We start from the raw sequence: 12,468 nt of genomic DNA, 5'->3' as shown, positions 1-12,468 counted from the left end.
GCGGGTGGAGGAGGGTCAGGCGAACGCGTGCGCCTGATCGATGACGGACGCCCGGTGGAGGACGGCGACGGCGACGGTGACGGGGCTGGCGCGTTCGCTCGCGAGCGTGAGCCGGGGTGGTCCGCTCCCGAGGAGGACGAGGTCGGAGACGGTGGTGAGACCACCGTCGACGAACAGCTCGAGCAGTGGGCCGTCGAGGCTGAGGAGGAGCCGGGCCGGCCGGTCACCGGCGAGCGGGACGATGCTGGTGGAGGCGAAGTCGGGGTGCACCGTGTCCATGGCGCCGCCCGACCGGGTGACGGTGAGTGTCGCCGCCGTCGGGTCGTGGACGATGACGACCTCGCCGTCGGTGTCGGCCGTCAGCCGGAGCCGCAGCTCGCCGGCGGTCGACGGATCCCAGTGCAGCTCGACCACCCCGTCGCCGTCGAGCGGCAGGTCGACGGCGTCCGAGGACACGGCGACGGTCGTCGGTTCGATCGCCGCCAACCGTTCCGTCACGAAGGCCGGCGGGTCCTGCACGAGTCGTGGCTCGTCGTCGACCGTGGTCAGCGAGAGCCGTCTGGGGAGCGACATCGCACCCCGCCACGGCGAGGCGGGGAGGTCGGCGGCGTAGCGCCAGTTGCCCATCCAACCGAGGATGACCGCTTCACCGTCCGGAGCGCTGTCGAAGCCGACCGCCGCGTAGAAGTCCCGGCCGTGGTCGAGCCGCTGTGGCTCGGACCGCTCAGACGTGAACACCGTGCCGTCGAAGTCGCCGACGAGGTAGCTCATCGACGATCCGTCCGGGTCTTGCGCGTCCCCGACCGGGTTGGTGCTGAGGAGCAGCACCCACCGGGTCTCCTCGGGACGACCGTCGACGGCGAGCGGGATGAGGTCTGGGCACTCCCACACCACGCCGGTGGGACCGACCGGACCGAAGGTGCTGACGTGCTCCCAGGTGCGGAGGTCGGTGGAGGAGTACACGAGGACCTGTCGTTCGACGGCTTCCACGGTGAGCATGATCCATCGGAAGCCGTCGGCGTCCTTGTATCGGATGATCTTCGGGTCGCGGAACGCGTGCGAACCGCGGTCGAGGATCGGGTTGGCCGGGTCGCGCTGCCAGGTCAGTCCGTCATCGTCGCTGGTCGCCCGGGACTGCGCCTGCCGACCGTCGGTGGACACGCTCGTGTAGTACGCCGTGAGCCGTCCGTCGGGCCCTGCGGCGACCACGGATCCCGAGTACACCTGTTCCTCGGCGGTGTACCGCAGGGCGACCGGATGCTCGTCCCAGTGCTGCAGGTCGACGCTCGAGGCGTGACCCCAGCTCATGTTGCCCCAGTCGCTGCCCTCCGGGTTGTACTGGAAGAACGCGTGCCAGCGCCCACGATGGAAGACCAAGCCGTTCGGGTCGTTCATCCAGTTGCGCTCCGGCGTGAGGTGGAAGCCAGGCCTCGGGAGGACGCTCGGTTCGTCGTGCATGGCCGTGCCCTCAGACGGAGTGCCGCGGGACGGCCGGGCAGGCGATGAGCTGCGGCCCGGTGGACGGCGTGGCGTCGAGGCCGAGCAGCCGACGGACACCGGCCGCTCCGAGCTCGTAGTGGGGGAGGGCGACCGTCGACAGCGGCGGCCTGAGGTGGGCGGCGATGACGTCCTGGTTGTCGAACCCCATGACCGCCATGTCGTCGGGGATCCGCAGTCCGCGTTCCCGCAGCCCGTCGTAGAGTCCCATGGCCACGCGGTCGTTGTGGCAGAACACCGCGGTGGCGCCTGAGTCGACGACCTCGGCGGTCGCCGCGTACCCGCCCTCCTGCTCCGGTGAGGCCGGGAACACGAGGGCGTCGTCGAACGCGACCCCCGCCGCCTGCAGTGCTGCGCGGTACCCGGCGAGCCGTCCGGTCTGTGCCGGCGAGGGGGTCGTGGTGTTGACGAACGCGATCCGTCGGTGGCCGGCCGCGAGCAGTGCCTCGGTCGCGGTCCGTCCGCCCTGCTCCTCGTCGGGGACGACGGCGGGGAGTCCGCTGCCGCCGGCGAAGCAGTCGACGAGCACGGTGTCGGTCTGGTGGAGCGCCTCCGGCACGGTGATCTCGTGGTGGAACCAGGTCGAGTACAGGATCCCGCGGACCTGGTGCTCCAGCATCATCGCGATCGCCTCGTCCTCGGCGGCCGTGTTGCCGTCGGTGTTGGCGACGAGCAGGACGTAGCCGTGTCGCCACGCCTCGTCCTGGGCGCCGTGGATGATCTGGCCGGCGAAGGGGGTCGTCGCGATCGCGTCGGCGACGAGGCCGATGAAGCGGGAGTGCCCCTGGGACAGCGTCTTCGCGAGGGCGTTCGGCCGGTAGCCGAGCTCGGCCACCGCCTCGTGCACCCGGCGCTTGGCGTCCTCGCCGATCCGCGAGCCCGGCTTGTCGTTGACGACGTGCGAGACCGTCGCGACGGAGACACCGGCGGCCTTCGCGACGTCGCGCATCGTGATGCCCGAGGTGTTCTTCGGGTGGTCCGTGCCGGGCTTCGGCTGGTCGGTGCTGCTCATCCCTTGGTCGCTCCGCTCTCGAGGCCGCTGATCATCGCTTTGTTCAACACGAGGAACACCAGCAGCAGCGGTGTGACCGTGACGCAGACGGCGGCGAACGTCGCCGTCCAATCAGTGTTCCCCATCGCCCCGATGTAGTTCTGCAGGCCGAGCGGGATGGTCTTCAATCCGTCCGAGAGCACGAAGGTGTTCGCGAAGATGAAGTCGTTCCAGATGAAGATGCTGTTGACGAGCACGACCGTGATGATCGTGTTGACGGAGAGCGGGAAGGTGATCTGGCCGAAGATCCGGTACGGGCCCGCGCCGTCGAGCGACGCGGCCTCGTACATCTCCCTCGGGATGTACTCGTAGAAGGAGGAGAACAGGTAGACCGCCATCGGCAGGGCGAACGCCGCCAGCGGGATGATCATCGACAGGTGGGTGTCGAGCAGACCGACCTGCGAGTAGTCGATGAAGAGGGGGACGAGCGCGATCTGCACGGGCACGATGATGCCGAGGAGGAACAGGCCGCGGACGAGCCCGCTGAACCGGAAGCCGAGGACCTGGAGCGCGTAGGCCGCCATCATGCCGGCGATGACGATCAGGGCGCTCGACCCGAGGGTGACGATCAGGCTGTTGACGATGTTCAGCCCGAGGTTGCCGGTGGAGAACGCTCTGGCGTAGTTGTCGAGCGTCCACTCGGACGGCAGCGCGAAGGGGTTGCCACCGGCGAAGTCCGCCGCCGTCCGGAAGCTCGTGAGCAGCAACCAGACGAGCGGGTAGACCTGGACGAGCACGATCGCGACGACGGTCACGGTGAGGATCGTCCGCTGCACCCGGACGCGCGGGGTGTGCCGAGGCTTCCGCTTCGGTGCCGGTGTAGCCGGGGGCGCGACCTGTTCGGTCGGCCGGGCGGGGAGGGTGGCGGTCATGACTTGTCCTTCCGTCGGAGCAGCAGGAAGATGAGGCCGACGGCGACGAGACACTCGACGACGATGAACATGGAGATCGCGCTGGCGTAGCCGTAGTCCGTGTGGACGAACGCCGTCTTGTACATGTACGTGGTCAGCAGCTCGGACGACTGACCGGGCCCGCCGTTCGTGAGCAGGTAGGGGATGTCGAACCCGCGGAGGGCGAAGGTCGTCGCCATGACCGTCGTCGTGATCCACACCGGCCGGATGTAGGGGAAGCGGATCCGCCAGAAGATCTGCCACCAGGACGCGCCGTCCAGCCGGGCGGCCTCCTCGAGGTCGCGGGGCACGGCCATGAGGGCGGCGTAGATGATGAGCATGTACAGCCCGGTGAACCGCCAGCCCTCCGGGATCGACACGGCAGCGAGGACGGTCTGCACATTGGACAGCCAGGCCGTCTGGAGGTCACCGAGACCGACCCAGGCGAGCAGCTGGTTGATGAGTCCGACCGGTTCGAGCGCGTACAGCCGCTGGAACAGGATGGCGATCGCGACCGTCGAGATGACTGCCGGCAGGAGGTAGAGCGTCTTGACGAGCTCGCGGGCCCGGGGGAGGGCGGTGAGCAGCCCGGCGACGAGGAGCGCCCCACCGAGCTGGAGCACCAGGCAGATGGCGAGGTAGCCGAGCGCGTTGCCGAACGAGGTCCAGAAGACGTCGTCGCGGGTGAGCATCTTGACGTAGTTGTCGAGTCCGACGAACGCCATGTCGGTGATGCCGTCCCACGAGAAGAGGCTGAGGAACAGCGACTGCACGATCGGCAGGAGCACGGCGACGCCGTAGAGGACGAGCGGCGGCACCAGGAAGACGAGCACCGACAGCGTCGACCGGCGGGGCAGCATGGACGTGGACATCGGCTTCCGCCGCCGCGGTGGGCGGGTCGGTGCCGCGCCCACCGCGGTCTGGGTGAGCTCAGTCATCGACGTTCTCCGTGAGGGCGGCGTCCATCGTCGCGATGAACTCGTCCGGCGTGATGTCGCCCTGCACGAGCAGGGTCAGTTCCTGCTGGAGTCGGGTGTTCGTGGCCGGGTCGAGCTGGGTGTCCCAGGGCATCGCGATCGCCGGTCCGACGCCGTCGGCCTGCGCCACGGAGCTCGCGTACAGCTCGGTCGCGTTCGCGGGGACGGTCGTCTGCGCGGAGGTCGTCGGCGACAGCGCGCCCGTCGCCGCGTACAGCTCCGGGTAGCGCTCGAGGGCGAACGCGAGGAAGTCTCGGACGAGCGGGTCGTACGTCTTCGCGTTCACCGCCATGCCGATGCCGGAGGGGGTCACGTACTCGTTGTCGGCGGTGACGGCGCCGTCGATGGTCGGCAGGGTGAAGGTGCCGACCGCGTCACGGACGCCCGGGTCGAGCGCATCCGTCGCCAGGTTGGACAGCTCCCACGTGCCGATGTTGTAGACCGCCGCCTTGCCCGAGGTGAAGAGCGCTTGAGCGTCCGCGTAGCCGGTCGAGGAGAAGCCCTCCTGGAAGCAGCCCGCCTGCCCGAGGTCGTACAGCCACTCGGCGGCGGCCTTCCCGGCGGGGTCGGAGAAGGAGGCCTTCCCGGCCTTCAGGTCCTGGATGTACTCGGGACCCGCCATCCGGAACGGGTAGTAGGCCATGTAACGTTCGAGCGGCCACTGGTCCTGCCCGTCGAGCGCGATCGGGGTGACGCCCTTGGCTCGGAGCGCCTTGCACATGGCGGGGAAGTCGTCGAGCGTGGCCGGGACAGCGACACCGGCGTCCGCGAGCAGGGAGCGGTTGTACCAGAAGAACTCCAGCTGGAACTCGAACGGCACCATGTACAGCGAACCGTCGTCGAACCGCTGGTAGTTGAGCGCCGCCTCGCGGTAGGAGTCGGCGAGTCCGAGGTCCTCGAGGAGCAGGTCGACGTCGACCATCCGACCCTGCTTCGCGAGCTTCTGGGCGAACGGTGTCGCGTCGGTGTCGAACAGCTCGGGGAGCTTGTTCGCGGCCGCGAGGGTCTCGTACTTCTGGATGTAGGACGGGCGGTCGGGCGTGGTGATGAGGTTGAGCGAGAAGCCGGGGTGGTCCTTCGCATACTCGTCGGCGATCTGCTCCATCGCCGTGATCACGCCGCCGTCGGCCGGGCGGGAGAGCAGCCAGGAGATCTCGCGGGGGACGATGTCGCCCTTCGGGTCGACGTCGGTCGGGTCCGTGGCGCTCGATCCGCCGGCGCAGCCGGAGAGGGCGAGCGCTGACGCGGCGACGAGGGCCACGAAGGCGGTGCTGCGGGTGGGGCGCATGGTGCGTGTGCGTGCGGTGGTTGGCATGGTCGGAATCTCCGTTGATCGATCACAGGTGGGTGCGGGTGGGCGGGGCGGTGCAGGCGGGTGGAGCAGGCGGGCGGAGCGTGGTGTCGGGATCAGGACGTGGTGCTGGTGACGAGTCGGCGCGATGTCGCGTGGTCGTCGTCGGGGTCGGCGTCACCACGTTCCAGCAGGGTGCAGTCCTCGACGGTGACGGTCCCTTCGCCGACGAAGACACCGACGCGGCCGGTCGGCCGGTCGTAGAGGCGCGTGCTGAGGACGACCGTGTCGTCGACGGTGGCGACGCAGAGGTCGCCGTCGACGATCACCTCGAGCTCGTGCCGTCCGGGGGCGAGATGGCAGGGGCGTTCGAGTTCGACGGCGAACGGGACGTCGCCCGAGATCTGCCACTGCTCCGTGCCGGTGCTGGAGCGGGGCCAGCGGTCGAAGACGAGGCGGTCGCGCTTCGGCTCCAGACGCAGGACGTAGCCCTCGTCGCCGTCGTCGCTCGCCCGGAGGAGGACACCGCACTCGGTCGTGCCGGGGGCGATGTCGAACCGGGTGATCAGGCGGAAGGAATCCGGTGCGTCCGCGGTGGACAGGGCGTCGGCATAGCCGTCGGGCGCGCTGAGCACCGTGCCCGAGGGGACGACGGTGTCGTCCGGCTCCCCGGTGGGCGCGAAGGTGTCACGCAATTCGGTCGGGGGATGGAACGCGAGGGTGCCGTCGGTACGCTGCTCGGCTTCCAGGACGGACATGGTGCCGGCCCACTGCCAGGCGCCCGCGTCCTGGGCTCCGTCGCGGGAGGCGATCCAGCCGAAGAAGAACCGGCGTCCGTCACGGGCGGCGGATTTCGCCGCGTAGTAGGCGCGACCGTCGAGTGTGTCGTGCTCGGGGACGAGCCAGGGGCCGTGCAGCGTGCGGGACATCCGGTACCGCGTCGTGAACGATTCGCTGAACTCGGAGTACACGAGGTACCACCAGTCACCCCACTGGAACACCTCGGGGCACTCGTGGGCGATGTAGCGGCGCGGGTTCCAGAACGGCTCGACGGGTTCCCAGGTGGAGAGGTCGGTGGAGGTGCACTGGGCGATCACGCCTCGGCGGCGCTCGGGTCCGTCGGCGTGGCGGGCGGTGATCAGCATCCGCCAGAGGGCGGCCTCCTCGTCCCAGAAGACGAACGGGTCGCGCCAGTCGGCGGTCTCGTATCCGGCTGTGGCGCCGAAGGTGTCGGCCTCCCTGCGCTCCCAGGTGCTCATGCCGTCGGTGCTGACAGCGTGCATGACCAGTTGCAGCGCCAGGCCGTCGGCACCGCGGTGGTCGGGGTGCTGGCCCGTGTAGAAGACGTGGTGGACGCCGTCGGGGTCCAGGACGACACTGCCCGTGTAGATGTTGAAGTCCGGTGCGGACGGGCCGCCCGACGCCAGTGCCTCGCCGAGGTCGTCGAAGTCGACGAGGTTCCGGGTGGTCACGCGGTGCCACGGCATGCCGATCTTCGGCACGCGACGCGACTCGTGCAGGTAGAGCAGGTGGAAGACACCGTCCTCTTGCCACGGGATGACGTCTCCGACCCATGCGCCGTTCGGCTGGTGGAACCCTCGTTGGTTCATGACGTCCTCTGCGATGAGTGGTTAATCGGTTACGCAGTTACCGTAGCGGGACCTCAAGAGGGTGGTCAAGCGGTTAAGCAAAGTTAAGCAACCGGCCCTCGTTTTGTTGCGATCAGCTCGTCCTTCCAAAGGCGGCGATCGAACGGCGGGGCGACCGTCAGGTGATGGGTGCTGAACTGCATCTCGGCTTGCCTCGCCGGAGATTCGAACGTATGTTCGATACATGACCCGCCCCCGTCCGATCCGACTCGACCACAACACGTGGCTCGTCATGCGGAACGACCCGGTCATCCCGAAGGCGGTCATCGAACGCCGCCGCGACCGATCGGGGTCCGACGCCTACTTCGTCATCGCCTGGGACATCGATCCGACGAAACGCGTGCTCATGAGCGTGCAACCCAGCCTCGAACAAGCCGACGCCCTCGTCCGTTACGACGTCCTCCGCACCTCGTCCGATCGCGACGGCCCGCCGAACGGTCTCAAAGCCACCCCGCGTTGACGGTGCGATCCGACGCCTGGCGCGGCCGACACCACCCTGTCGGCCGCACCCCGCGAGGAGTAGCGTTCCCGCATGGCGATCGACGCGAAGCTGCTCGACTGGATGCTCGACTCAGACCCGGCCCTCCGCTGGCAGGTTGAACGAGACCTGGCGGGGGCGCCGCCCGAGGCGTGGGAGGCGACCCGGGCGAGCATCCCCTCCACCGGGTTCGGCGCGGAACTCCTCGCTCAGCAGGACCCGGACGGGCAGTGGGCGGGCGGCGCGTTCTTCCCGGCCGGCTTCTTCGACAGCCCCGAGGCCCAGCGACCCGGCCAGCCCTGGGTAGCGACCACCTGGGCGCTCAAGGACCTCCGTGAGTGGGGCGTGGATGCCGCCGTCCTGACCGACACCGCCGCGCGCCTGCAGACCAACAGTCGCTGGGACTACGACGACCTGCCCTACTGGAGTGGGGAGGTCGACGTCTGCATCAACGCGTTCACCCTCGCGAGCGGCGCCTGGCTCGGCGTGGACGTGACCCAGCTGGCCGCCTGGTTCACCACACACCGCCTCGCCGACGGCGGCTGGAACTGCGAGGCGGAGGAGGGCGACTCCGTCCGTTCCTCCTTCCACTCCACCCTCAACGCCGTCCGCGGACTCCTCGCCTACGAGACGACCACCGGTGACACGAGTGTGCGCGAGGCCCGCCGCGGCGGCGAGGAGTACCTCCTTTCACGACAGCTACTCAACCGCGCGTCAACCGGGGAGCGGGTCGGCGGTTTCGTCGAACACTTCGTCTACCCGAACCGCTATCGCTACAGCGCCCTCGTCGCCCTCGACCACTTCCGGGCCGTGTCCATCGCCGAGGGGACCCCGCCGGATGCTCGACTCGCGGACGCCGTCGAACTCGTCCGCCGTGCACGGCAAGCCGACGGCACCTGGCTGCAGGGCGCCCGTCTGCCCGGCCGGGTCTGGTTCGACGTCGACGCGCCCGAGGGCGAACCGTCGAAGTGGCTCACGCTCATCGGTTCCCGGGTCCTCAGCTGGTGGGATGAAGCGCGCTCGGCAACCGCCCAGCAGACCCATGGACGAGGGATGGACGGCTCATAGGAAGTCCATAGCCCGCACGCCGAGGCTCGTCCCACGACCGATCGAGACCACCGATCGCAGATGAAGGCGAGGCGCACCATGAGCAGGATCCCCGAACCCGAGACCACCCCGGACGGCCCGGCCTACGAGGGCCGCCTGCTGGACCGGGCCGACGAGGAGGTCGTCGACCAGGGGGTCGCGTTCGACCTTGGAACCCTCGTCAGTCGGCGCACGGTGCTCAGTCTCGTGGGCGCCGGGGTGGGAGCCGTCGCGCTCGCCGCCTGCTCCACCGGGGCGTCCGGCAGCAGCAGTACGAGCACCGGCGCCGCTGGGTCCGGCACGAGCACCGCGACCGCGACCGGCGACCTCCCCGCCGGCGAGATCCCGGACGAGACCGCGGGCCCCTACCCGGGCGACGGCTCGAACGGTGCCGATGTGCTCGAGGAGTCCGGCATCGTGCGCAGCGACATCCGGTCGAGTATCGGGTCCGGCACCACCGCGAGCGGGGTCCCCATGGCCCTCTCGCTGACCATCCTCGACCTGGCGAACGGTGACGCCCCGTTCGCCGACGTCGCCGTGTACGTCTGGCACTGCGACGCGTCGGGCGGCTACTCGATGTACTCCGACGGGATCGAGGACGAGACCTACCTCCGCGGCGTCCAGGTCGCCGACAGCTCGGGGACCGTCTCGTACACCTCGATCTTCCCGGCCTGCTATTCGGGCCGGTGGCCGCACATCCACTTCGAGGTGTACCCCACGGTGGCGGACATCTCCGACTCCGCGAACGCCATCGCGACCTCCCAGGTCGCCCTCCCACAGGCGGCGTGCGACACCGTCTACGCATTGTCCGGCTACGAGGGGTCGAGCGCGAACCTCGCCCAGGTGAGCCTCGACGCCGACAACGTCTTCGGCGATGACGGCGGTGCCCTGCAACTCGCGACGGTGACGGGCGACGCGACCTCCGGGTACCAGGTGGCGCTCACCGTGCGGGTGGACACCACGACGACGCCGACCGCCGGTGCCGCTCCGTCCGGCGGTGGTGGAGCTGGCGGCGGCGGAGGAACGCCGCCGAGCGGGCGCTGACCGCCGACACCTCCACACACTCCCGCCCTACCCGCATCGACCCGAAAGGACCCGTCATGGGAATCCTCCAGAACCTCACCGGCTGGCACGCCCTCATCGTCCTCGCCGTCATCCTGCTGTTCTTCGGCGCCGCGAAGCTCCCGAGTCTCGCCCGCAGCGTCGGGCAGTCGGCGCGCATCCTGAAGGACGAGGTGTCGGGCGACGTGGACACCGGGGCCGACGCCCGCGCCGATACCCGCGCCGATACCCGCGCCGACACCCCTGCCGCCTGATCGTCGGAGCGCATCGTGTTCGGACTCACCATGGACAAGCTGGTCGTCATCGGCATCCTCGCGGCCGTGCTCATCGGCCCGAAACAGTTGCCGGTGTACGCCGAGAGACTCGGGGTGCTCGTCCGCACCGTCCGCGACCTCGTCGCCACGACCAAGGCGCGTGCTGCCGAGGAGCTCGGCCCCGAGTTCGACGCGACCGAGTGGAGGCGCCTCGACCCCCGACAGTTCGATCCCCGTCGGATCATCCAGGAGGCACTCGTCGAGGAGCGTGGGCCGGACACGCCGCGCGAGCCGACGGCTGAGGACCAGGACCCGACCGTGCCGCCTGTCCCGGCGAAGCCTCTGGCGAGCGGCGGCTGGCAGGCCGCGCTCCTCGAGCGGGTCGGACGCGACGGGGCGGATGCGCATCGCGCACCCGCCCCGATCGTGATCGACGAACGCGTCGTCGCCGCAGAACCCGCTAGCCGGCGGGCGTCGTGACGCGGCCGTCCTGGCCGTCCGCCGCAGGGGATGAACCGGCGGGCGGCAGGATGTCGAGCGGCATCGTGTGGGTGTCGATGAGCGGGTTGTCGTCCTGCCCCTTGACGAGCTCCACCGCCTCGGCCTTCGTCTCGACCGTCGGCACCGAGCCGATGAGCGGACGACGAGCCGTCTCCCGCATGGTGAGCACGCCGACGCCGGCCACCGCCGCGAAGAACATGATGTAGAACGCCGGCATGAACGTGTTGCCCGTCAGCTGGATGAGGAACTCGCTGAACAGCGGCGTCGTGCCACCGAACAGGGAGACCGACAGGTTGTACGCGATCGCCATGGCACCGAAGCGGGACGCCGTCGGGAAGAACGCCGGCAGCGAGGCCGCGGACGGTCCGGCCCACAGGGCGACGGGGGCGGCGACCATGAACAGCGCGATGAAGATCGCCCAGATCTCACCGATCTGCATGACCGCGAACGCCGGCACCATAAGCACGAGGGTCGCGCCGACGGCCATGAGGTACACCGGCTTGCGGCCGATCTTGTCGGACATACGGCCGACGAGCGGCAGGCAGGCGGACATGATGAGCAGCACCGGGATGGTGGCCACCGCGGCCGTCAGGTTGGAGACGCCGACGTCCTTCTCGAGGTAGGTCGGCATGTAGCTCGTGAGGGCGTACCCGGCGGTGTTCGTCGCGGCGACGATCGCCATCGCGATGAGGATCTGCCGCCAGAAGTGGCGGAAGATCCCGAAGATCCCCTGACGGGCCATCGGGTCGGCGTGCTCCGCCTCGATCCCGCCGGCGGTCTCGGCGACCTCGTAGGCCGGGGTCTCGGGGATCTTGAGGCGGAACCACACCGCCACGGCACCGAGCGGCAGGGCGATGAGGAACGGGATGCGCCAACCGAACTCGGTCATCGCGTCCGGCCCGGCGAGGCCCTCCGCGATCAGGGTGGTGAGGGCGACGGTTCCGGCACCGGCCGCGAAGCCGACGTAGGAGCCGACGTCGAGCCAGGAGGCCCAGAAGCCACGGCGGCGGTCGGGGGAGAATTCGGCGACGTAGGTGGAGGCGCCGGCGTACTCACCACCGGTCGAGAAGCCCTGGATCATCTTGAGCAGGTAGAGCGGGGCGATGGCCCACAGGCCGATCTGCGCAGCCGTCGGCAGCACACCGATGAGCGCGGTGGCCGCAGCCATCATCGACATCGTGAGGAAGAGGATCTTCTTCCGGCCGATCTTGTCGCCGAGCGGCCCGAGCACCAGGCCGCCGAGTGGACGGACGAGGAACGACACGGCGAAGCCGAACAGGGTGACGAGGATGCCGGCTTCAGGCGGCAGGCCCTCGGTGAAGACGACGGTCATGGTGACGGCGAGGTAGCCGTAGATGCCGAAGTCGAACCACTCCATGAAGTTGCCGACGACGGTGCCCGAGATGGCGGTGCGGATGCGCGAGCGCTTCACGACGAGGACGTCGTCGACGCGGAGGCGCCTGGTCTTGCGGGCCGGCTTCCGGCCGGTTTTGGGGGAGGGGGATGCGGGGGACGATGATGCCGCGTTGTCGCTGGAGTTCACAAGCAGTACTCGTTTCCTGACAGTCGTGTTGAATCATTCGGCACTCGCGTAATCGCTCAGTGCCCGAGAAATGCCGGAGGATCGCCATGCTGCACTGGCACGGAGCTCGGGGGAGCTACACGTCGGGTGGCGGTTCGTTCGGGTGCGAACGCGTCCTCTCGGCTCTGGACGGGTATAGACAATACCAGG

The 12,468-nt window shown here is 69.3% G+C and carries 12 protein-coding genes; 5 read left to right on the top strand and 7 right to left on the bottom strand.

Features of this window, described 5'->3' with window-relative positions; genetic code table 11:
* Window positions 1-15 precede the first annotated feature (15 nt).
* From QRN26_RS14515 to QRN26_RS14490, 6 genes are all read right to left on the bottom strand, one after another.
* Complete coding sequence (locus tag QRN26_RS14515; RefSeq protein WP_285037318.1) at window positions 16-1,458, bottom strand: glycoside hydrolase family 32 protein; 1,443 nt, start codon at window positions 1,456-1,458, stop codon at window positions 16-18.
* A gap of 10 nt (window positions 1,459-1,468) precedes the next feature.
* Window positions 1,469-2,509: a LacI family DNA-binding transcriptional regulator gene (locus QRN26_RS14510; protein ID WP_285037317.1), complete on the bottom strand. Its 1,041-nt coding sequence runs from the start codon at window positions 2,507-2,509 to the stop codon at window positions 1,469-1,471.
* A complete protein-coding gene (locus QRN26_RS14505) occupies window positions 2,506-3,420 on the bottom strand; it encodes a carbohydrate ABC transporter permease (RefSeq protein WP_285037316.1) in 915 nt (304 codons plus the stop codon). The genes QRN26_RS14510 and QRN26_RS14505 overlap by 4 nt, the downstream gene beginning before the upstream one ends.
* Window positions 3,417-4,298: a carbohydrate ABC transporter permease gene (locus QRN26_RS14500; protein WP_056013507.1), complete on the bottom strand. Its 882-nt coding sequence runs from the start codon at window positions 4,296-4,298 to the stop codon at window positions 3,417-3,419. Before QRN26_RS14500 ends, QRN26_RS14505 begins: the two co-directional genes overlap by 4 nt.
* 70 nt (window positions 4,299-4,368) lie before the next feature.
* Window positions 4,369-5,730: an ABC transporter substrate-binding protein gene (locus tag QRN26_RS14495; RefSeq protein ID WP_285037315.1), complete on the bottom strand. Its 1,362-nt coding sequence runs from the start codon at window positions 5,728-5,730 to the stop codon at window positions 4,369-4,371.
* A gap of 92 nt (window positions 5,731-5,822) precedes the next feature.
* A complete protein-coding gene (locus QRN26_RS14490; RefSeq protein ID WP_285037314.1) occupies window positions 5,823-7,316 on the bottom strand; it encodes a glycoside hydrolase family 32 protein in 1,494 nt (497 codons plus the stop codon).
* Window positions 7,317-7,539: 223 nt separating this feature from the next.
* On the opposite strand from QRN26_RS14490, the gene QRN26_RS14485 reads away from it, so the two are divergent.
* From QRN26_RS14485 to QRN26_RS14465, 5 genes are all read left to right on the top strand, one after another.
* Window positions 7,540-7,815: a hypothetical protein gene (locus QRN26_RS14485; RefSeq protein WP_056781457.1), complete on the top strand. Its 276-nt coding sequence runs from the start codon at window positions 7,540-7,542 to the stop codon at window positions 7,813-7,815.
* A 72-nt stretch (window positions 7,816-7,887) separates the two neighbouring features.
* Complete coding sequence (locus tag QRN26_RS14480; RefSeq protein ID WP_285037313.1) at window positions 7,888-8,901, top strand: squalene cyclase; 1,014 nt, start codon at window positions 7,888-7,890, stop codon at window positions 8,899-8,901.
* A 78-nt stretch (window positions 8,902-8,979) separates the two neighbouring features.
* Window positions 8,980-9,963: an intradiol ring-cleavage dioxygenase gene (locus tag QRN26_RS14475; protein ID WP_285037312.1), complete on the top strand. Its 984-nt coding sequence runs from the start codon at window positions 8,980-8,982 to the stop codon at window positions 9,961-9,963.
* A gap of 56 nt (window positions 9,964-10,019) precedes the next feature.
* Window positions 10,020-10,235 carry a twin-arginine translocase TatA/TatE family subunit gene (locus tag QRN26_RS14470; RefSeq protein WP_369817202.1) on the top strand — a complete coding sequence of 72 codons (216 nt, stop codon included), beginning with the start codon at window positions 10,020-10,022 and terminating at the stop codon, window positions 10,233-10,235.
* Window positions 10,236-10,250: 15 nt separating this feature from the next.
* Window positions 10,251-10,715, top strand: coding sequence for a twin-arginine translocase TatA/TatE family subunit (locus tag QRN26_RS14465; RefSeq protein ID WP_285037311.1), 465 nt, complete (start codon window positions 10,251-10,253; stop codon window positions 10,713-10,715).
* On the opposite strand, the gene QRN26_RS14460 is transcribed toward QRN26_RS14465, so the two are convergent.
* Entirely contained in the window at window positions 10,696-12,279 is a 1,584-nt protein-coding gene (locus tag QRN26_RS14460; protein WP_285037310.1) for an MFS transporter, read from the bottom strand. The two genes, QRN26_RS14465 and QRN26_RS14460, sit on opposite strands and share 20 nt — an antisense overlap.
* Between the last annotated feature and the right edge of the window lie 189 nt (window positions 12,280-12,468).

Origin of the sequence: Plantibacter sp. ME-Dv--P-095 (assembly GCF_030209365.1) — a bacterium.
Classification (GTDB): Bacteria; Actinomycetota; Actinomycetes; order Actinomycetales; family Microbacteriaceae; genus Plantibacter.
The sequence above is the reverse complement of the archived record's forward strand: the minus strand, read 5'-3'. Positions and strand labels throughout refer to the sequence as shown.

Coding starts and splice junctions, on each gene's coding strand:
- QRN26_RS14515 (WP_285037318.1), bottom strand. CDS start 1,458: ATGCACGACGAACCGAGCGTCCTCCCGAGGCCTGGCTTCCACCTCACG.
- QRN26_RS14510 (WP_285037317.1), bottom strand. CDS start 2,509: ATGAGCAGCACCGACCAGCCGAAGCCCGGCACGGACCACCCGAAGAAC.
- QRN26_RS14505 (WP_285037316.1), bottom strand. CDS start 3,420: ATGACCGCCACCCTCCCCGCCCGGCCGACCGAACAGGTCGCGCCCCCG.
- QRN26_RS14500 (WP_056013507.1), bottom strand. CDS start 4,298: ATGCTGCCCCGCCGGTCGACGCTGTCGGTGCTCGTCTTCCTGGTGCCG.
- QRN26_RS14495 (WP_285037315.1), bottom strand. CDS start 5,730: ATGCCAACCACCGCACGCACACGCACCATGCGCCCCACCCGCAGCACC.
- QRN26_RS14490 (WP_285037314.1), bottom strand. CDS start 7,316: ATGAACCAACGAGGGTTCCACCAGCCGAACGGCGCATGGGTCGGAGAC.
- QRN26_RS14485 (WP_056781457.1), top strand. CDS start 7,540: ATGACCCGCCCCCGTCCGATCCGACTCGACCACAACACGTGGCTCGTC.
- QRN26_RS14480 (WP_285037313.1), top strand. CDS start 7,888: ATGGCGATCGACGCGAAGCTGCTCGACTGGATGCTCGACTCAGACCCG.
- QRN26_RS14475 (WP_285037312.1), top strand. CDS start 8,980: ATGAGCAGGATCCCCGAACCCGAGACCACCCCGGACGGCCCGGCCTAC.
- QRN26_RS14470 (WP_369817202.1), top strand. CDS start 10,020: ATGGGAATCCTCCAGAACCTCACCGGCTGGCACGCCCTCATCGTCCTC.